Source organism: Streptomyces sp. NBC_01176 (assembly GCF_045039825.1).
Taxonomy (GTDB): Bacteria; Actinomycetota; Actinomycetes; order Streptomycetales; family Streptomycetaceae; genus Streptomyces.
Genome location: NZ_CP108600.1, coordinates 4,432,758 through 4,452,192, shown reverse-complemented (window position 1 = coordinate 4,452,192; position 19,435 = coordinate 4,432,758). Strand labels below are relative to the sequence as shown.

Below are 19,435 nucleotides of genomic sequence, written 5' to 3'. Positions count from 1 at the left end.
GGGCGAGCCGGGTCGGCCCCGATCGCCGGACGGGGCGGCCCCCGCCCGCGCGGCGACGGTGGGGCGCACGCAGCCGCCCAGCAGGCCTCGGCGATACTGGAACGCATGGCTTACGACGATCTTCGCTCCCTGCTGCGGGCACTGGAGCGCGAGGGCGACCTCAAGCGCATCAAGGCCGAGGTGGACCCGTACCTGGAGGTGGGGGAGATCGTCGACCGGGTGCAGAAGGCCGGCGGCCCCGCGCTGCTCTTCGAGAACGTGCGCGGTTCCGCCATGCCGCTCGCCATGAACGTCTTCGGGACCGACCGGCGCCTGCTGAAGGCCCTCGGGCTGAAGTCGTACGGCGAGATCTCCGACAAGATCGGCGGACTGCTCAGGCCCGAGCTGCCGCACGGATTCGTGGGTGTCCGCGAGGCCTTCGGGAAACTCGGCGCGATGGCCCACGTACCGCCCAAGAAGGTCAAGGAAGCACCGGTGCAGGAGGTCGTCCTGCGCGGCGACGACGTCGATCTCGACGCGCTGCCCGCCCTCTTCACCTGGCCCCAGGACGGCGGCTCCTTCTTCAACCTCGGGCTGACCCACACCAAGGACCCCGAGAGCGGCATCCGCAATCTCGGGCTCTACCGACTGCAGCGCCACGACAAGCGCACCATCGGTATGCACTGGCAGATCCACAAGGACAGCCGGAACCACTACCAGGTCGCGGCGCGCAGGGGGGAGCGGCTGCCCGTCGCGATCGCCTTCGGCTGTCCCCCCGCCGTGACGTACGCCTCCACCGCCCCGCTGCCCGGTGACATCGACGAGTACCTCTTCGCCGGGTTCATCCAGGGCAAGCGGATCGAGATGGTGGACTGCAAGACCGTCCCGCTCCAGGTCCCCGCGCAGGCCGAGGTGGTCCTGGAGGGGTGGCTGGAGCCGGGCGAGACGCTGCCCGAGGGGCCGTTCGGCGACCACACCGGGTTCTACACGCCGCAGGAGCCCTTCCCGGCGCTCACCATCGACTGCGTGACCATGCGGAAGCGGCCGCTGCTCCAGTCGATCGTCGTGGGCCGGCCGCCGACCGAGGACGGCCCGCTGGGCCGGGCCACCGAGCGCTTCTTCCTGCCCCTGCTGAAGATCATCGTGCCGGACATCGTGGACTACCACCTGCCGGAGGCGGGCGGCTTCCACAACTGCGCGATCGTCGCGATCGACAAGAAATACCCCAAGCACGCCCAGAAGGTGATGCATGCCGTCTGGGGCGCCCACATGATGTCCCTCACCAAGCTCATCGTGGTCGTCGACTCGGACTGCGACGTCCACGATCTCCACGAGGTCGCGTGGCGGGCCCTGGGCAACACCGACTACTCCCGTGACCTCACAGTCGTGGAGGGTCCCGTCGACCACCTCGACCACGCCTCCTACCAGCAGTTCTGGGGCGGCAAGGCGGGTATCGACGCGACGAGGAAATGGCCCGAGGAGGGCTACACCCGGGACGGCGGCTGGCCCGAGATGGTGCTGTCCGACCCACGGACGGCAGCGACGGTCGACCGCCGCTGGAAGGAGTACGGGCTGTGAGTTCAGCTTCCGCGGCGCTCCCGCAGCCGGGCCGCACCAAGGCGTTCCTGCGCCTCGTCATGATCGAGCACTCGGTGTTCGCACTGCCCTTCGCGTACATCGCGGCGCTGACCGCGATGTACGAGCTGGACGAGAACATCCACTGGGGACGGCTGTTCCTGGTGACGGTCGCGATGGTCGGGCTGCGCACCTTCGCGATGGCGGCGAACCGGATCATCGACCGCGAGATCGACGCCCGCAACCCCCGCACCGCCCACCGCGAACTGGTCACCGGCGCGATGAGCGTGAAGCACGCGTGGACCGGCGCGCTGGTCGCCCTGGTCTTCTTCCTGGGCGCGGCGGCCCTGCTGAACCCGCTCTGCCTGGCGCTCGCGCCCATCGCCGTGATCCCGATGGTGGTGTACCCCTACGGCAAGCGGTTCACGAACTTCCCGCAGGCCATCCTGGGGCTCGCGCAGGCGATGGGGCCGATCGGCGGCTGGCTGGCGATCACCGGCGAGTGGTCCTGGAACGCGGTGATCCTGGGACTCGCGGTCGGCGTCTGGATCGGCGGCTTCGACCTGATCTACGCCTGCCAGGACGTCGAGACGGACCGCGAGGTCGGCGTCATGTCCGTACCCGCGCGCTTCGGCATCCCCGCCGCCGTCCGCGGAGCACGGGTCTGCCACGCCGTCACCACGGCGCTCTTCGTCTGGTACGCCCTCGCCACCGGCGCCGGTGCCTTCTTCTGGTTCGGCCTGGTGATCGTCGCGGGCGCCTTCCTCTACGAGCACAGCATCGTCAAGCCGCACGACCTGTCCCGGCTGAACCGCGCGTTCTTCAGCGTCAACGGGTTCATCGGCATCGCTCTGTTCGTGTGCGCCCTGCTCGATCTGCTCGTCCGCGGGCTCACGGTCTGAATCCCGACAGCCGCCGGATACCCTCGACATCATGAAGCCAGGACAGACGCAGCGACGGCCTTGGATCGTGGGGGTGTCCGGCGCGTCGGGTACGCCGTACGCCGCCGCTGTGCTGCGTGCGCTGCTGGCCGCGGGCGAGAGCGTGGACCTGGTCGTCAGCAGGGCCTCGCGGCTCACGCTCCTCGACGAGACCGGGCTCTCCTTCCGCGACGCGCACTGGCGTGACGACCTGCGGGAATGGCTGGCGCGGGGCGCGGACGGCAAGCCCGGCACCTTCGACGTTCCCGAGGGGCACCTCGACGCCGTACGGCACTGGAGCGCGGGCGACCTGGCGGCGGGACCGTCCTCGGGTTCGTACCCCTCCAAGGGCATGCTCATCGTGCCCGCCTCGACGGCCTGTGTGGCGGGCGTCGCCCTCGGCCTGTCGAAGGACCTGCTGCAACGCGCCGCGAGCGTGACACTGAAGGAGGGGCGGCGGCTGGTCGTCGCCGTCCGCGAGACCCCGCTGAACGGCCAGACGCTGCGCCACCTGGTCTCCCTGGACGACGCGGGCGCGACCGTACTGCCCGCCTCGCCGGCTTTCTACGCGGGCGCCACGCACATCCAGGACCTGGTGGACTTCGTCGCCGGGCGGGTGCTGGACGCGGCCGGCGTCGAGCACCGGCTGTACCGCCGGTGGGAGGGCGAACTCGGCGGTGGCTCCCGCGCGACCTGAGCACCGGCGGCAGGACCTCCCGGCACCACCCGGTACCACCTCGGTACCGCGTCAGCACCACCTCGACACGACCGAACGACCTCGCACGACTCAGCGGACTCACACACTTCAGGACTCACACACTTCAGCGGAAGGCTAGCGATCGCATGGACGCGGTGGACAGGCAGCTCATCCAGGCCCTGAGAGAGAACGGCAGGGCCTCCTACGCGGAGCTGGGGCGCCTCGTCGGTCTGTCGGGGCCCAGCGTCACCGACCGCATCAACCGGTTGGAGGCGGCCGGGGTCATCACCGGGTACCGCGCCACCGTCGACTCCGCCTCGCTCGGTCTCGGCGTCACCGCCCTGATCGGCATCTCGCTGTCCGACGCGGCCGACCACGAGGACGTGGCCCACCGCATGCGGGACCTCGGTGAGATCGAGGACTGCTGGTTCATCGCGGGCGACGACTCGTTCATGCTCAAGGTGCGGGCGAGCGACGTGGACGGCCTGGAGAAGACCATCCGGCGACTGTCGGGAACGAAGGGCGTCTCCAGGACCCGTACGACGATCGTGCTCTCCACGAAGTGGGAGAACCGGGTGGGGGAGCTGCCCGAGGAGGAATAGGAGGAGGCCGGGACCTGCTTCCGGGGACGCCGGGGGTACGTCGTGCCGGGGGGCCCGTGGCGGGCGCCGGTCAAGTGCTCGCGCCCGTATGCCACTTCCCTCTCCTCGCGCCGGTTCCCGCCGCCGTCGGGTCGAGCGGGCGTCCGAGATCTCGTCCTGCCGGAGTTCCGCGAGTGCCATGATGGGGCGTGCAGGATCTTCGTACCTGCACGCCGGGGACTCCGACGCCGACAGCAAGGAAGCCGACATGGCCACCGGAACCGGAACCACCTCCGCCGACAGCCCCGCGGCCCTCTACGGGCCGGTGTCGCTCGGTCTCGGCATCGTCGCCCTGATCGCCGTGGCACTCTCCGGCTTCGTCGGCATCGCGATCCCGCTCCTGGCCGGCAGCCTCGCCGTCACCTTCGGCATCCTCGGCCTGACACGCGGTCCCAGTCGGGGTCAGAGCGTCATCGGACTCGCCACCGGCTCCCTGGGCGTGCTCTACCCGGTCCTGGCCGTCATCGCCTTCGCTTCCTGACACCCCGGTCCGGGAGTGAACTCCCCGTCCGCCATGGGGAGTTCCCCGACCTCCGGGGGCACTTGAGGCCCAATGAAGTCCAGGTGCTGGGCGTTAGCACCGACACGGACAGCGGCGACGGCCGAGCCTTCCGGCGCGAGCACCACCTCGCCCATCCCGGTTGTGCGCGCGAACCGTCCGTGGTCCGGTCGTCGCCGAAGCGGTCCCTGCCGGCGCCTCCGTCACCGTAGGTCCCGCCACCGCCGTCACCTCCGCGCCCGCTGGTCACTCCGAGTGATGATGGTGGGCGCACTCTCGGGGCTCGCCCCCTCCCGAGCGCCCGCCGGGTCCCCTCCGGCGGGGCCGTGAACCGGCGGCGACCAGGCTGGGCGTACGGTTGGGGGGTCTGTCGGAGAAAGGTGTGAGCATGGATGTCGGGCTCAAGCGCGAGCTGGAGGACAAGGTCCGGGCCGGTGAGCGGCTGACCCGCGAGGACGGCATCGCGCTCTACGAGTCGGACGACCTGGCCTGGCTCGGCGGACTCGCCCACGAGGTGCGCACGCGGAAGAACGGCGACGTCGTCCACTTCAACGTCAACCGCCACCTCAACATGACGAACGTGTGCACCGCGTCGTGCGCCTACTGCTCGTTCCAGCGCAAGCCGGGCGAGAAGGACGCGTACACGATGCGCATCGAGGAGGCCGTCCGCCTCGCCAAGGCGATGGAGAACGAGAACCTCACCGAGCTGCACATCGTCAACGGCCTGCACCCGAGCCTCCCGTGGCGCTACTACCCGCGCTCCCTCAGCGAGCTGAAGAAGGCGCTGCCGAACGTCTCGCTGAAGGCGTTCACGGCGACGGAGATCCACCACTTCGAGACGATCTCCGGTATGTCGGCCTCCGACATCCTGGACGAGCTGATCGAGGCGGGCCTGGAGTCGCTGACCGGCGGCGGCGCGGAGATCTTCGACTGGGAGGTGCGTCAGCACATCGTCGACCACCGCACCCACTGGGAGGACTGGTCGCGCATCCACCGCCTCGCGCACTCCAAGGGTCTCAAGACCCCCGCGACCATGCTGTACGGGCACATCGAGGAGCCCCGCCACCGCGTCGACCACGTCCTCAGGCTCCGTGAGCTGCAGGACGAGACCGGCGGCTTCCAGGTGTTCATCCCGCTGCGCTACCAGCACGACTTCGTGGACATGAAGGACGGCAAGGTCCGCAACAAGCTCCAGGCACGCACCCAGATGGCGACCGGCGCCGAGGCGCTGAAGACCTTCGCGGTCTCCCGGCTGCTGTTCGACAACGTGCCGCACGTCAAGGTGTTCTGGGTCATGCACGGCGTACAGACCGCTCAGCTCGCCCTCCAGCACGGCGCGGACGACATGGACGGCTCGGTCGTCGAGTACAAGATCACGCACGACGCGGACAACTACGGCACCCCGAACAAGCTGACCCGCGAGGATCTTCTCGACCTGATCCGCGACGCCGGCTTCCGCCCGATGGAGCGAAACACCCGCTACGAGATCATCCGCGAGTACGACGGTCCGGACCCGGAGCGCCGCGAGGCGCCGCAGGCGATGCGCGTCTGACGTACCGGCGCGCGCCGGCCGCTGTTCAACGGAGTGACCTCCGCGGTTGAGGGAGCTCTGACCTCGATGTTCTAGCCTGGGTGACCGTGCCACTGACGTTCACCCTCTTCACCGAGGACACGAAGCCGACCCCGTCCCTGCCCGACCAGTTGCTCGCGCTCTGGACGGACGTCACCAACGCGGGCGGCGCGGTCGGATTCGTGCCGCCGGTGACCCCCGCCGACATACGCCCCCGCGCCGAGGCCCACCTCGGCGCCATGGCGGAGGGCCGCACCCGGCTCCTCGCCGCCTTCACCGACGACGGCCGGCTCGCCGCCACCGCCTTCCTCTCCTTCAACGACCACCCCCTGATGCGCCACTGGGCCTGGCTCTACACCGTCATGGTCGACCCCGCGCTCCAGGGCCGCGGCTACGGCGCCGAGCTGCTCCACGAGGCCGAGCGGCGGGCCCGTGACCTCGGCCTCGACGCGCTCCGGCTCACCTGCCGGGGCGGGGAGGGACTGGAGCGCTTCTACGCCTCCTGCGGCTACAAGGAGGTCGGCCGGGTCCCCGAGGCGATACGCGTCGCCCCGGGCGACGACCGGGACGACATCATCATGCTGCTGCCTCTGCCGCGCGGCGAGTGAGGCCCCCCTGAGTGATCCGCACTCCCGGCGTGCTTCACTGGACGGTGCCCTTTGGGAACGTTCGAAACGGTTCGGAACGGAAGAGTGGATTGACATGGGCCGCTACACGCTGATGCGCCTCGGTATCTTCGCAGGCTGCCTCGTGGTCGTCTGGGGTCTCGTCTACTCGGGCATCGCTCCGCGCGGTCTGGGCGACTCCAACTACATGTGGGTCGTCCTGCTCGCCCTGGTGATCTCCGCACCGATCAGTTTCGTCGTGCTGCGCAAGGAGCGGGACCGGGCCTCCGCCCAGGTCGTCGCGCGCGTGGACCGCGCCAGGGCCAACCTGGAGGAGAACCGCCGCCAGGAGGACCAGGCGGACGACGCCGCCCGCGGCGCGCAGAGCCAGGCCTCCTGACACCGGCCTCCCGAATCCCAGCCTCCTGACACCAGCCTCCTGACGCCCCCGCACGGCAGGTCGCACGGTCCCGGGCCCCGGCCCGTCCGGTGCTGGTCCGGCGGCGGCCGATCGTACGCTTGCCCGTATGGGTGCTGTGAAGAACAAGCGGATGCCGCGTGCGGTGCGCGAGCAGCAGATGCTGGACGCCGCTGTGCGGATCTTCGGGCAGCGGGGATACCGGTCCGCGTCGATGGACGAGATCGCCGATCTGGCAGGCGTGTCCAAGCCGTTGGTGTACCTGTACCTGAACTCGAAGGAAGACCTGTTCACCGCCTGCATCCGGCGTGAGGCCGTCGCACTGACCGCGGCGGTGCGCGCGGGTGTCGGGCCGGGTCTGACCGCCGACCGCCAACTGTGGGAAGGGCTGCGGGCGTTCTTCACCCACACGGCGCAGAACCCCGACGGCTGGTCGGTGCTGCACCGTCAGGCGCGCACGCACGGCGAGCCGTTCGCGGCCGAGGTCGCCACGATGCGCGAGGAACTCGTCGCGTTCGTCACCCGGTTGATCCTGGTCGCCGCACGTGAGGCGCATCGCGATCCGTCCCTGCCCGAGCGCGAGGTCGCCGGGCTCGCCGAGGCCCTCGTCGGCGCCGCGGAGTCCCTCGCGGCCTGGGCCAACGCCACGCCGGGCGTCTCCGCGAAACAGGCCGCGGCGACCCTGATGAACTTCGCCTGGGCGGGCCTGGGCGACCTCATGGAGAACCGACCCTGGTCGCCACCGCTGCCGCTGCCCCTCGACGGCCAGGGACGGAGCGGCCTGGACCCCGTGCGGACTCGGCCTACACCCGGTCAGGGTCTCCGGGGCGCACCTCCCCGGTGAGGTGCGGGTGGCCCTGGTCGCCGGGGGCGCGCAGTTCGAAGGCGGGGCCGTCGGCGGCGTAGGTGACGGTGCCCGGCAGGAGGACGGGGGCCCTGAAGTCCGCGCGCACGCGCACCGGGCCCTGCGGCCCCTGCTCCGCGAGGCACCGGGCGACGGTCCACATGCCGTGCGCGATGGCCCGGGGGAAGCCGAAGAGGCGGGCCGTGAACGGGTGCAGGTGGATGGGGTTGCGGTCCCCCGACACGGCACCGTAGCGGCGTCCGACGTCGCCGCCGAGACGCCATTCGGCGCGGGCGGGGAGGGGACGCGTCGCCGTGTCCGCGTTCCCCGACGGTGCCGTTCCCGGCACTGTCGAGGGGGATTCCCCGGTCGTCCGGTGCCGCGCCAGATACGTACTCCTCGACGCCCACACGAGTTCGCCGCCCGCTCTCGCCTCGGTCACGACGCGGGCCTCGGTCCCGCGGCGGTGCGGTGCCAGTCCCTCGACGTGCACGGCGAGTTCGTACGTTCCGGTGACGGCCGGTGCCCGCCGCTGCCTGATCTCGATCGACGTGTGGACCAGGCCGAGCAGCGGCAGCGGGAACGGGCGGCTCGCCATGATGCGCATGGCGAGCGGAAAGCCGAGGACGTGCGGGTACGTGATCGGGAGCGCGTCCGAACCTGTGGCGAAGCCGCAGACGCGTTCGTAGCCGGCCAGGTGGGCGAGGTCGATGGACAGATCCTGGCGGACGAGGCGGGTCGGGGGGACGGGGGCGTCCGGGCGGGGGCGCTTGAGGGGGGAGAGGAGGGCACCGCGGAGAAGGTGGGGGGTCATGGAGAGCATGGGGCGGTCGGCCATTTGTCCAACTCCCGGCGGGGACGTAGATTTACTCCAGAGTAAGTTACCCAGGGTAAGGCCGAGGTCGCTTCTTTTCAGCCCGTCCGGCGGTCAAGGGCGAGCCCTTCGGTCGTGTGGGGGTCCAGGGGTGGAGCCCCTTCGCGGGGTCCAGGGCGGAGTGCCGGGGCTGGGACAGGTGGGAGCGACGACGGGGTGCAGGAAAGGGCTACCTCGGGTAACTCGCACCTCGCCCGCCCCAAACACCCACAAACCCCACACCCGGGCCCCGTACGATCCCGCTCACCCCTGTCTCGCATGAACCCCCCACCCTCCAGGCCCGTATGAGGCTTCGGCCCCCTCGGGCCGACCTGGTCCCGGCAGACAAAGGAGTCGCCCCGTGCCCAGCCCGTACCACTCCCCGCCCTCCCTCGTGGAGCCGGAGATCAGGCGGTTGGACGGCGTCGTGCGCGAGGTGTCCGTGCCGCCCCTGGTGGCCCCGGTGACCCACGGCTCACTCGCCGACATCCCGTTCGACAACGCCGCCGAGGCCCCCGCGGCACCCGTCCTCAGTCGCAAGGACCCCGAGGGTGGCTGGGAGGACGTGACGGCGGCCGAGTTCGCCGCCCAGGTACTGGCGGTCGCGAAGGGGCTGATCGCCGAGGGCCTGGCGCCGGGCGACCGCATCGCGATCATGGCGCGGACGACGTACGAGTGGACGCTGCTGGACTTCGCCGCCTGGGCCGCCGGGCTCGTCACCGTGCCGATCTACCCCACCTCGTCCGTCTTCCAGGTCCGCTGGATCCTCCAGGACTCTGGAGCCGTCGCCCTCGCCACGGAGACCGTGGCCCAGGCGTCCGCGCTCGGCCCGGAGCGCGACCGGATCCCCGACCTGCGGCACATGTGGGTCTTCGAGAAGGGGCACGTGGAGCGGCTGGCCGAGCGGGGCAGGGACATTCCGGACCAGGAAGTCGCCGTGCGCCGCGGCGTGTTGGGCCCCGACACGCTCGCCACTCTCATCTACACCTCGGGCACCACCGGCCGGCCCAAGGGCTGCGTGCTCACCCACGGCAACTTCTTCGCCGAGATCGACAACGCGGTCGAGCTGCTCTACCCGATCTTCAGGACCAAGACGTCGGACGCCGCGTCCATGCTCCTCTTCCTGCCCCTCTCGCACGTCTTCGGACGGATGGTCGCGGTGGCCTGCCTGCGCGCCCGGGTACGGCTGGGGCACGCGCCGAGCCTGGACACCGAGGACCTCCTCGCCGACCTGGCGAGCTTCCGGCCCACGTTCCTGCTGGCCATCCCGTACGTTCTGGAGAAGGTGTTCAACACCGGCCGGGCGACGGCCGAGAAGATGGGCCGAGGCGCGTCCTTCGACCGGGCGGCGCGCATCGCGTGCGGTTACGGCGAGGCGGTCGAGGCCCGGCAGCACGGCACCGGCCCCGGTCCCTCCCGCTCCCTCCGGGCGGCCCGCGCCCTCTACGACCCGCTGGTCTACCGGCGCATCCGCAACGCGCTCGGCGGCAGGGTCCGTTACGCGATCTGCGGCGGCTCCCCGCTCGGCCGCCGCCTCGCCGCGTTCTACGCGGGCGCCGGTATCGAGATCTACGAGGGGTACGGCCTGACGGAGGCCACCGCGGCCGCCACGGTCACGCCCCCGCTCAAACCCCGGCTGGGAACGGTGGGCTGGCCGCTGCCGGGCACCCGGGTACGGATCGCGGGCGACGGTGAAGTCCTGCTGAGCGGCGCACAGATCTTCCGCGGCTACTGGGATCCGCACGCGGGCGGAGTGGTCGACGCGGCTCCGGACGGCTGGTTCGCCACCGGCGACATCGGAGAGCTGGACGACGGCGGCTATCTGTCCATCACCGGCCGCAAGAAGGAGATCCTGATCACCGCGGGCGGCAAGAGCGTGGCCCCCGCGCCCCTGGAGAACTGGCTCCGCTCGCACCCCCTGATCGCCCAGTGCATCGTCCTCGGCGACCGCCGGCCCTACGTGACCGCCCTCGTCACCCTCGACCTCGACGGCATCACCCACTGGCGCCAGATGATCGGCAAGCATCCGGTGCCACCGGAGCTCCTCGTCGACGACCCCGAGCTGAACGTCATCCTCCAGCGCGCGATCGACGAGGCCAACAAGCTCGTCTCCCGGCCCGAGTCCATCCGCCGCTTCGCCGTCCTTCCGGTGGACTTCACGGAGGAGGCCGGCCATGTGACCCCCACCCTGAAGCTCAAGAGGGCCGCGATCGAACGTGACTTCGGCAAGGAGATCGAGAGCCTGTACCTGAAGTCGTGACGCCGTGACGCCGTGACGCCGTGGAGCGGCGGGGGATCCGGCGGAGTGGTGAACGGTGGGAAAGGCAGGAGCCCCGCGACCGGCTGGCGCGGGGCTCCTTGGGTACTGCTATCCGTTCCGGATCAAAGCATTGGGCTCATGGAGCCGAAGGCTTAGAGCGGAGTGACGTTCTCCGCCTGCGGGCCCTTCGGACCCTGCGTGACGTCGAAGGAAACCGCCTGGTTCTCTTCGAGAGAGCGGAATCCGCTCGCGTTGATCGCGGAGTAGTGGACGAAGACGTCCGGGCCGCCGCCTTCCTGGGCGATGAAACCAAAGCCCTTTTCGGCGTTGAACCACTTCACGGTTCCGGTAGCCATAAGCCCTCCTTGGGCCCAAAGGGTTGCCCTGCTCCAGAACCTGCGATTGTGTAAACAACTGCATACGTCTGAAAACGACGAGAGCCCGCGGTCACATGCTCCGCAGGCTCTGTACTGCAAGGGAAACCAAACTGCAACTTGCGGCGAGCCTAGCACGCAGGCACCCGAAAGCAATAGGGGGAAAGATCACGTCACCCGGATGTCTGATCCGTCCGGCGTTTGCGTTGACGTCGTGGTGTCGGCCCATCGGCGCGAGGGTGGACACAAGGGGTCGGGACGGCCGACGAAGCCTCGCGGGGACCCTGAGGACTGCACCGTATCGCATGGGGTCTAGCCTCGCGATGTGGACAATTCTCGCACCCGGCCGCGCGTCGGCCACATCCAGTTCCTGAACTGCCTGCCCCTCTACTGGGGGCTCGCGAGAACGGGCACGCTCCTCGACTTCGAGCTCACCAAGGACACCCCGGAGAAGCTCAGCGAGAAGCTGGTGCAGGGCGACCTCGACATCGGGCCCATCACGCTCGTCGAGTTCCTCAAGCACGCCGACGAGCTGGTGGCCTTCCCCGACATCGCGGTCGGCTGCGACGGTCCGGTGATGTCCTGCGTGATCGTCTCGCAGGTCCCGCTGGACCGGCTGGACGGCGCCAGGGTCGCCCTCGGCTCGACCTCTCGTACGTCGGTACGCCTGGCGCAGCTGTTGCTGGCCGAGAGCGTGGGGGTCCAGCCGTCCTACTACACGTGCCCGCCCGACCTCAGCCTGATGATGCAGGAGGCCGACGCCGCCGTACTCATCGGTGACGCGGCGCTGCGGGCCAATCTGCTCGACGGACCGAAGTTCGGTCTGGAGGTGCACGACCTCGGCACCCTGTGGAAGGAGTGGACGGGGCTGCCGTTCGTCTTCGCCGTGTGGGCCGCCCGCCGCGACTACCTGGAGCGCGAGCCGCTCGTCACCCGCAAGGTGCACGAGGCCTTCCTCTCCTCCCGGGACCTCTCCCTCGACGAGGTCTCCAAGGTCGCCGAGCAGGCGGCCCGCTGGGAGGCCTTCGACGAGCGGGTCCTGGAGCGGTACTTCACCACGCTCGACTTCCGCTTCGGGGCCCCGCAGCTGGCGGCCGTGCGGGAGTTCGCCCGCCGGGTCGGCTCGACGACCGGGTTCCCGGCGGACGTACGGGTGGAGCTGCTGAAGCCCTGAAGCCCTGAAGCCCTGAAGCTCTGAAGCCCTGAGGCCCCGGGCGCTCGGAGGCGTACGGAACTACCCTGCTGGGCAGTGCGTCCAGTGCGTACGGGGGAGGGATGAGCTGTGAGTGTCATGCAGCCGCTCGGAGTCGACGAACCCACGGTCGTGGGGCCCTACCGGCTGCTCGGCCGGCTCGGCTCCGGCGGCATGGGGCGTGTGTACCTGGGCCGCAGCGCGGGCGGGCGTACGGTCGCGGTCAAGATCGTGCACCCGCACTTCGCGCTGGACGAGGAGTTCCGCGCCCGGTTCCGTCGTGAGGTCGAGGCCGCGCGACGGGTGGGCGGCGCGTGGACGGCCCCGGTCCTGGACGCGGACCCCGAGGCACCGGTGCCCTGGGTGGCGACGGGATACGCGGCCGGACCCTCGCTCGCGGCCGCCGTGGCGGACGCCGGCCCCCTGCCCGTTCCGTCCGTACGGGTGCTGGGCGCGGGCCTCGCCGAGGCGCTCGGGGCGGTTCACGTGCTGGGCCTCGTCCACCGCGACGTCAAGCCCTCCAACGTCCTGCTGACCCTCGACGGTCCTCTCCTCATCGACTTCGGCATCGCCCGCGCGACCGACGGCACGGCCTCGCTCACCTCGACGGGCGTCTCCGTCGGCTCTCCCGGATACATGTCGCCGGAGCAGATCCTCGGCAAGCCGGTCACGGGGGCGGCCGACGTCTTCTCGCTCGGCGCGGTGCTGGTGTACGCGGCGACGGGGGAGTCCCCTTTCCCCGGTGACTCCTCGGCCGCCCTCCTCTACAAGGTGGTGCACGAGGAACCCCGGCTCGGCTCCCTGGAGGGCGAGTTGCGGGACCTGGCGGCGGCCTGTCTGGCGAAGAACCCGGACGGGCGGCCGACCCCCGCCGAGGTGGCCGCGCGCCTGGCTCCCGGCGGGGCGGCCCGCTCGGTGACGGCGGGATGGCTGCCGGGGCCGCTGGTCGAGCAGGTCAGCCGCAGCGCCGTGCAGTTGCTGAACCTGGAGGCGACGGAGGCCGCGCCGTCGGGACCGGTGGGGTTCAACAGCCCCTCGGTGGGCACGGATTCCGGCGCCGGGTCGTCGGAGGTCGGGACGTCGGAGACCGGGATGCCCGGCGCCGGGACGCAGGGGGCCGGCGGAGTCTTCGGGCCGCCGCCCGCGATGCCCCCGTACCCCGCGCATCCCACGCATCCCACGCACGTACCCGACCAGCGGGAGCCGCGGGACGCGGCCCAGGCCCAGGCCGGCCACTCCACCGGTCCCGGCCACGACCCCGGCAAGCTCTCCGTCAGTCTGGCCGCGACCTCGGCCTCCGGCACGAACGGCCGTGGACGCAGGGTCAGTTGCACGGTCGCTCTCGCGGTCGCCGGAGCGCTGGCGGCGGTGACGGTGGGCTCGGCGTTCCTCTTCGACCTGCTGCCGGGCGGCGATCACACCTCGGCCTCCGGCGGCGCCGACGCGACGGCGAGCCGTCCGGCGGCCTCACCGGGCGCGTCCGGCCCGGCGGACACGGAGCTCGGTTCGGTGCCCGCGAAGTACCTCGGCACCTGGGAGGGCGACGCCTACGCGCTGGACGGGAAGCTGCCCGCGGGCACGTTCCGCGTCACCCTGCACCGCGCCGCCGTGGGCAAGGAACTGGGCACGTTCCGGTCGACCGACCTGATCGGCGGCGTCTGCGACGACGTACTCGTCCTGAAGAAGGTCACGGACCAGCGGCTGACCGCTACGAGCATCGCCAGGAAGTCCAACCCCGGCACCTGCACGACCGGCAGCCACGAGGTGCGGCTGACACCCGCCGGGGGCGACCTCAAGTACGCGACCGACAACACGGACGCGGGCGATCCGGTGGCGCGGATGTCGAAACTGCCCAAGTAGCCGACGAGGCACGGCCCGTGGGGTCCGGGCCGGGGCGAGGGACCGCGGGGGACAGACCCTGCCCGGACCGCGGCCGGCTGCGTAGGGTGTGCGTGTGGACCCCGTTCTCTGGCTGACCGCCGTCGCCGCCGCCTGGGGCGCGGCGGTGGGTGTGCTCGTACCACGGGCCGCCCACCGCTTCTGTGTCGAGCCGGACCAGGCATGGCGGGACCGGTGTCCCGGCGGGCACGTCATCACCGGTGTCGCGGGCGGCTGGCTCGGACCCGCCCGCTGCGCCGAGTGCGCCGGCCGTACCGTGCCGGCGGCGTCCGGCGACGCGGGCCGCCCGGCGCGGGTCGCCGTCGCGGCGTCGTACGGACCGCGCACGCCCCTCGTGGCCCTCACCACCGCGCTGGTCTGCGCCGGTCTCGCCCTCGCCACCGGCGTCCGTCCCGAGCTGGGCGCCTGGCTGCTGCTCGCGCCGCTCGGCGTGCTGCTCGCGGTCGTGGACTTCGGGGTGCAGCGGCTGCCGGACGTGCTCACCCTGCCGCTCGCGGGCCTCGCGCTCGCGCTGCTGGGCGCCGCCGCCGTCCTCCCCGAGCACGCCGGGAACTGGCCGACCGCGCTGTTCGGGGCACTCGCGCTGGGCTGCGCCTACTTCGTCCTCTTCCTCGTCAATCCGAACGGCATGGGGTTCGGGGACGTGAAGCTCGCGCTGGGCCTCGGGGCGGTGCTCGGCTGGTACGGATGGGGGACCGTCGTCCTCGGGACCTTCGCGGGGTTCCTGTTCGGCGGACTGTACGGACTGGGCCTCGTCCTCGCGCGCCGCGCCGGGCGCAGGACATCGATCCCGTTCGGGCCGTTCCTGATCGCGGGGGCGTACGTCGGGCTCCTGATGGGGGCGTACGCGGCCTGACGTCGGGCTCCTGGTGGGGCTGGCGTAGGCTGGCCAGGTCCGTCCACACCCTTATGAAAGGGACGCTCCCGGTGACCGAGAAGGCCGACCTTCAGTCCGTCCTCGACCGTGCCGCCGAGGGCGGGCGCATCACCCCGGAAGAGGCGCTCGACCTCTACCGTGACGCCCCGCTGCACGCGCTGGGCGCCGCCGCCGACGCCGTACGCCGCCGCAGGTACGCCGGCACCGAGCACATCGCGACGTACATCATCGAGCGGAACATCAACTACACGAACGTGTGCGTCACGGCGTGCAAGTTCTGCGCCTTCTACGCCGCGCCCAAGGACACCGCCAAGGGCTGGACCCGCGACCTCGACGACATCCTGCGCCGCTGCGCGGAGACCGTCGAACTCGGCGGCACCCAGATCATGTTCCAGGGCGGACACCACCCCGACTACGGCGTGGAGTACTACGAGAAGCACTTCTCCGCGATCAAGGAGAACTTCCCCCAGCTGGTCATCCACTCCCTCGGCGCGTCCGAGGTCGAGCACATGGCCCGGATCTCCAAGGTCGGCGTGGAGGAGGCCATCACCCGGATCCACTCCGCGGGTCTGGACTCCTTCGCGGGCGCCGGCGCCGAACTCCTCCCGTCGCGTCCGCGCAAGGCGATCGCCCCGCTCAAGGAGTCCGGCGAGCGCTGGCTGGAGATCATGGAGACCGCGCACGGGCTGGGTGTCGAGTCGACCTCGACGATGCTCATGGGCACCGGCGAGACCAACGCCGAGCGCATCGAGCACCTGCGGATGATCCGCGACGTACAGGACCGGACCGGCGGTTTCCGCGCCTTCATCCCGTACACCTACCAGCCCGAGAACAACCACCTCAAGGGCCGCACGCAGGCCACGCTCTTCGAGTACCTGCGCATGATCGCGATCGCCCGGCTCTTCTTCGACAACGTGGCCCACATCCAGGGCTCCTGGCTGACCACCGGCAAGGAGGTCGGCCAGCTCTCGCTGCACTACGGCGCGGACGACCTCGGCTCGATCATGCTGGAGGAGAACGTGGTCTCCTCGGCGGGCGCCAAGCACCGCTCCAACCGCATGGAGATCATCGACCTGATCCGCAAGGCCGGGCGGGTGCCCGCCCAGCGGGCCACGACGTACGAGCACATCGTCGTCCACGACGACCCGGCGGACGACCCGGTCGACGAGCGGGTCATGTCACACATCTCGTCCACCGCGATCGCGGGCGGCACCGCCCACCCCGAGCTGAAGCTGCTCGCGTCCAACTGACCCTGCCGTGCTGACCATCCACGCCGCCGACGAGCTGCGGCTCAGCTGGGACACCGAGGCCGTGCGGGACGGCGCGGTGGCCGTGCGGGGCGACCGGGTCGTGGGCACCGGGTCCCTGGGTGAGCTGCTGGAGCGCTTCCCGGAGGCACGGCTGAGGCGCTGGCCCGGTGTGCTCGGGCCCGCTCTGGTCCACGAGGGCCCGCTGCCGCAGGCGCCGTCCCCGCGCGAACGGCTGCACGCGGTCCTGAAGTCGGGCTGCACCGCCGTACTGGAGCGGTACGCGGACCCGCCCGACCTGCGTGCCGCGGCCGTCCGCAACGACGTCACCGTGCTTCCCCGTACCCGCGAGACCGCGATCGCCGACACCGGACGTGCCGACCTCGCGGTCTTCGACACGGACGGGGCGTGCGTCGCCACCGTCTGCGCCGGCCGGCTGGTGCACCGGCGCCGCTGAGCCGCTTCGGGCCGGCCGTCGAACGCCCGCCGCTCGGCCGTCGAACGTCCCCGCCCGACTGGCGTAGAGGTTCGCTCGGGACTTCACGGCCGCCTCGCCGACGGCGTCCCTTCCTCATTCTCATTGCGTGGGCACCCGCTCTCGTTATTTCCGTCCCGGGACTGGAACAACATGCGATTCCGGCGATTCCGGAGCTCAGAGGTGGCACATCCGACGGCCGTCCCTGAATGCGGGAGGTCCCTGGGCAACCCAGGAACAGGGGGTCTCGAACCGGAAGAGTCGGACATGCGACCCAGGCATAGGGTTCATATGCACCGACCTTGAGCCGCACGGCCGTTCAGGGATTCTCACGGGGGACGGACAGGTCGGACAGAATTTCATACGCGCCTCACATGAGGACCAGGGAATTGGACACATAAAGGCGCCCTCATGTCCGAGGAATGCAACCGGGTAGGCCGTCGAAAACCGAGCTCCCCGCACGGTGCCGCAGCTCCCCGCATACGGAGGGGTCGACGAACACGGCGCCGTCCTCGGGCCCGTTGCCGCCGCAGGGTTCCGGTCGCAGTCATGGAAGGAGCCCGCCTTCGAGAAGTGGCCGCCACTGGAGAGCCAGTGGTTCATCTGCGGTGTCGACCGGGTGCTGATCCGGATCGCGATCCCGCCGTGCGGCTGGGCCGAGGACGTGCCGGCCCGGAAGAAGCCGAAACCGTTCCCCTGACTGGTCGTACGACACCCGTGTACGGGCCGGGCGCCGGAGAGCCGCCCGTCCCGTGCTGCCACAATGGGACCGTGACCCGCGCATCCCTGGACAAGCAGCCGCACGAAGTCGCCTCGATGTTCGACGACGTGGCGGAACGGTACGACCTGACGAACGACCTGCTGTCCCTCGGCCAGGACCGGGTGTGGCGCAGAGAGGTCGCGAAAGCGGTCGACGCGCGCCCCGCGCAGAAGATCCTGGACCTGGCGGCCGGTACGGCGACCTCGTCGCTCCCCTTCGCCCGCACCGGCGCCTACGTCGTCCCGTGCGACTTCTCCCTCGGCATGCTCCGGGTCGGCAAGAAGAACAACCCCTGGCTGCCGCTGACCGCCGGCGACGCGACGAAGCTGCCCTTCAAGGACGACACCTTCGACGCGGTGACGATCTCCTTCGGTCTGCGCAACGTCCAGGACACCGACACGGCGCTGAGCGAGCTGTACCGGGTGACCAAGCCGGGCGGCCGTGTCGTGATCTGCGAGTTCTCCCACCCGACCTGGGCACCCTTCCGCACGGTCTACACCGAGTACCTGATGCGGGCGCTGCCGCCGGTCGCCCGCGCGGTGTCGTCCAACCCCGACGCGTACGTCTACCTCGCCGAGTCCATCAGGGAGTGGCCCGACCAGCCGGCCCTTGCGGAGCGGCTGGGCAAGGCGGGCTGGTCGAAGGTGGCGTGGCGGAACCTGACGGGCGGCGTGGTCGCCCTGCACCGGGGCTTCAAGGCCTGACGGTTCTCAGCACCTCGAACGTGTCTCCCGGCTCGTCGAGCTCACGGCGCAGACCGCCCGACGGCGGGAGCGGCAGCCGGGGTTCACGCACCCCGGCGCCTCCCTCGGCGTCACCGAGGTCGAACCACACGGTGACCACGGCACCGCGGGGGATCTCGGAACCGGGCGGCGGGTATTGGCGTACGACGTAGTCGACGACGGTGAGAGGGAAGTCGGGCCGGTCGGGCGCGGCGAGCAGCACGCCGCGCGCCTCGGCCCTCTCCCGCGCGTCCACGGCCATCAGGCCGATGAGTCGCGGTACGCGCACTTCGGGTGTCTCGGGTGTCAGGCGCACGGACGTCACCCCCCAGCGGTACCGGCAGGGTAAGCCCCGGCCGGTCCCTCGCGGAAGGCGTCAGCGGCCCTCGCGCGAGCTGTCCGCGGCCCTCGCGGGAGCCGTGAGCGGCCCTCGCGGGAGCCGCGCGCCGCCTTCGTACGCGGCCCGCGCGGGAGGCGTCAGAGGGTGAGCCGGTAGCAGTGCGCGGCATCCTCTGGGGTGGGATAGGAGAACACCTCGGCCAGTTCCATGCCCACGCGTCGGGTCACGGCGATCGACCGTTCGTTGGCGGGTCTGACCATGGCGACGACCCGGGCGACGCCCGCCGCCCGTACCCGCTCCAGGGTGGTCAGCGCGGCCGCGGTGACGTACCCCTTGCCCCAGTGCGCCCGCCCGAGCCGCCAGCCGATCTCGATCTCGCCTCTGGGCCCCCACTCGCCCGGCCAGGGCTGCGCACCCGTGAAGCCGAGGACCTCGCCCTCGGAATCGACGATCGTCCACAGACAGAACCCGAGCTCGGCGTCGTGCCGCCGCTGCCGCGCGGTGAGCTCCTCGTACACGGACAACTCGGCCGCCCGGCCGCCGTGGAACTCCATGACCTCCGGGTCGGCGAAGACCCGGTGCCAGGCGAACGCGTCCTCGTCGGTGGGGACACGGAGTCGGACGTCGGGGAGAGCTCGGTTCACGGGGGCAGCCCTTCAGCCAGGTCATCAGTACCGCTGCATAGACT

The 19,435-nt window shown here is 70.9% G+C and carries 21 protein-coding genes; 17 read left to right on the top strand and 4 right to left on the bottom strand.

The genetic code is table 11. The annotated features are described in order from the left end of the window. Positions 1 to 105 precede the first annotated feature (105 nt). The 9 genes from OG199_RS19095 to OG199_RS19055 all read left to right on the top strand — a co-directional run bounded on the left by OG199_RS19095 (position 106) and on the right by OG199_RS19055 (position 7,748). Complete coding sequence (locus OG199_RS19095) at positions 106 to 1,557, top strand: menaquinone biosynthesis decarboxylase (protein WP_356801079.1); 1,452 nt, start codon at positions 106 to 108, stop codon at positions 1,555 to 1,557. Further along, positions 1,554 to 2,456 (top strand): menaquinone biosynthesis prenyltransferase MqnP, encoded by a 903-nt coding sequence (gene mqnP, locus OG199_RS19090; RefSeq protein ID WP_356801078.1) that lies wholly within the window; start codon positions 1,554 to 1,556, stop codon positions 2,454 to 2,456. The genes OG199_RS19095 and mqnP overlap by 4 nt, the downstream gene beginning before the upstream one ends. A gap of 31 nt (positions 2,457 to 2,487) precedes the next feature. Further along, on the top strand, positions 2,488 to 3,171 hold the full coding sequence (locus OG199_RS19085) for a UbiX family flavin prenyltransferase (RefSeq protein ID WP_401809620.1): 684 nt from the start codon (positions 2,488 to 2,490) through the stop codon (positions 3,169 to 3,171). A 146-nt stretch (positions 3,172 to 3,317) separates the two neighbouring features. Continuing rightward, on the top strand, positions 3,318 to 3,773 hold the full coding sequence (locus tag OG199_RS19080; RefSeq protein ID WP_148009934.1) for an Lrp/AsnC family transcriptional regulator: 456 nt from the start codon (positions 3,318 to 3,320) through the stop codon (positions 3,771 to 3,773). Positions 3,774 to 4,020: 247 nt separating this feature from the next. After that, positions 4,021 to 4,293, top strand: coding sequence for a hypothetical protein (locus OG199_RS19075; RefSeq protein ID WP_405830443.1), 273 nt, complete (start codon positions 4,021 to 4,023; stop codon positions 4,291 to 4,293). Positions 4,294 to 4,699: 406 nt separating this feature from the next. Next, entirely contained in the window at positions 4,700 to 5,863 is a 1,164-nt protein-coding gene (mqnE, locus tag OG199_RS19070; protein ID WP_401809624.1) for an aminofutalosine synthase MqnE, read from the top strand. Positions 5,864 to 5,949: 86 nt separating this feature from the next. Beyond that, on the top strand, positions 5,950 to 6,489 hold the full coding sequence (locus OG199_RS19065) for a GNAT family N-acetyltransferase (protein ID WP_405830441.1): 540 nt from the start codon (positions 5,950 to 5,952) through the stop codon (positions 6,487 to 6,489). Positions 6,490 to 6,583: 94 nt separating this feature from the next. Further along, positions 6,584 to 6,886 (top strand): DUF4229 domain-containing protein, encoded by a 303-nt coding sequence (locus OG199_RS19060; RefSeq protein WP_356808312.1) that lies wholly within the window; start codon positions 6,584 to 6,586, stop codon positions 6,884 to 6,886. A gap of 127 nt (positions 6,887 to 7,013) precedes the next feature. Continuing rightward, the gene (locus tag OG199_RS19055; protein ID WP_356808310.1) at positions 7,014 to 7,748 is read left to right on the top strand and encodes a TetR/AcrR family transcriptional regulator; all 735 of its coding nucleotides are present in this window, start codon (positions 7,014 to 7,016) and stop codon (positions 7,746 to 7,748) included. Here OG199_RS19055 and OG199_RS19050 read toward each other — a convergent pair. Further along, a complete protein-coding gene (locus OG199_RS19050; RefSeq protein ID WP_405830439.1) occupies positions 7,708 to 8,586 on the bottom strand; it encodes a MaoC family dehydratase in 879 nt (292 codons plus the stop codon). The genes OG199_RS19055 and OG199_RS19050 overlap by 41 nt on opposite strands. Positions 8,587 to 8,962: 376 nt before the next feature. Between OG199_RS19050 and OG199_RS19045 the strand changes: the two genes are divergently transcribed. Next, positions 8,963 to 10,861, top strand: coding sequence for an AMP-dependent synthetase/ligase (locus OG199_RS19045; protein ID WP_405830437.1), 1,899 nt, complete (start codon positions 8,963 to 8,965; stop codon positions 10,859 to 10,861). Between the two features lie 152 nt (positions 10,862 to 11,013). Here the strand turns inward: OG199_RS19045 and OG199_RS19040 are convergent, their stop codons facing one another. Then, positions 11,014 to 11,217 (bottom strand): cold-shock protein, encoded by a 204-nt coding sequence (locus OG199_RS19040; protein WP_148009945.1) that lies wholly within the window; start codon positions 11,215 to 11,217, stop codon positions 11,014 to 11,016. Between the two features lie 343 nt (positions 11,218 to 11,560). Between OG199_RS19040 and OG199_RS19035 the strand changes: the two genes are divergently transcribed. From OG199_RS19035 to OG199_RS19005, 7 genes are all read left to right on the top strand, one after another. Further along, on the top strand, positions 11,561 to 12,409 hold the full coding sequence (locus tag OG199_RS19035; RefSeq protein WP_168529507.1) for a menaquinone biosynthetic enzyme MqnA/MqnD family protein: 849 nt from the start codon (positions 11,561 to 11,563) through the stop codon (positions 12,407 to 12,409). 117 nt (positions 12,410 to 12,526) lie between these two features. Further along, entirely contained in the window at positions 12,527 to 14,287 is a 1,761-nt protein-coding gene (locus OG199_RS19030) for a serine/threonine-protein kinase (protein ID WP_405834586.1), read from the top strand. A gap of 88 nt (positions 14,288 to 14,375) precedes the next feature. Further along, positions 14,376 to 15,182 (top strand): A24 family peptidase, encoded by an 807-nt coding sequence (locus tag OG199_RS19025; RefSeq protein WP_356808306.1) that lies wholly within the window; start codon positions 14,376 to 14,378, stop codon positions 15,180 to 15,182. A 71-nt stretch (positions 15,183 to 15,253) separates the two neighbouring features. Further along, a complete protein-coding gene (mqnC, locus tag OG199_RS19020; protein ID WP_405830435.1) occupies positions 15,254 to 16,453 on the top strand; it encodes a cyclic dehypoxanthinyl futalosine synthase in 1,200 nt (399 codons plus the stop codon). A 7-nt stretch (positions 16,454 to 16,460) separates the two neighbouring features. After that, positions 16,461 to 16,907, top strand: a complete 447-nt coding sequence (locus tag OG199_RS19015; RefSeq protein WP_405830433.1) for an imidazolonepropionase-like domain-containing protein — start codon at positions 16,461 to 16,463, stop codon at positions 16,905 to 16,907. Between the two features lie 481 nt (positions 16,908 to 17,388). Next, entirely contained in the window at positions 17,389 to 17,625 is a 237-nt protein-coding gene (locus OG199_RS19010) for a hypothetical protein (RefSeq protein WP_405830432.1), read from the top strand. Between the two features lie 71 nt (positions 17,626 to 17,696). Continuing rightward, positions 17,697 to 18,389 (top strand): demethylmenaquinone methyltransferase, encoded by a 693-nt coding sequence (locus OG199_RS19005; RefSeq protein WP_402178726.1) that lies wholly within the window; start codon positions 17,697 to 17,699, stop codon positions 18,387 to 18,389. On the opposite strand, the gene OG199_RS19000 is transcribed toward OG199_RS19005, so the two are convergent. Both OG199_RS19000 and OG199_RS18995 read right to left on the bottom strand, forming a co-directional pair. Further along, entirely contained in the window at positions 18,379 to 18,723 is a 345-nt protein-coding gene (locus OG199_RS19000; protein ID WP_356809087.1) for a PASTA domain-containing protein, read from the bottom strand. The two genes, OG199_RS19005 and OG199_RS19000, sit on opposite strands and share 11 nt — an antisense overlap. Before the next feature lie 161 nt (positions 18,724 to 18,884). Then, the gene (locus tag OG199_RS18995) at positions 18,885 to 19,391 is read right to left on the bottom strand and encodes a GNAT family N-acetyltransferase (RefSeq protein ID WP_356809084.1); all 507 of its coding nucleotides are present in this window, start codon (positions 19,389 to 19,391) and stop codon (positions 18,885 to 18,887) included. Between the last annotated feature and the right edge of the window lie 44 nt (positions 19,392 to 19,435).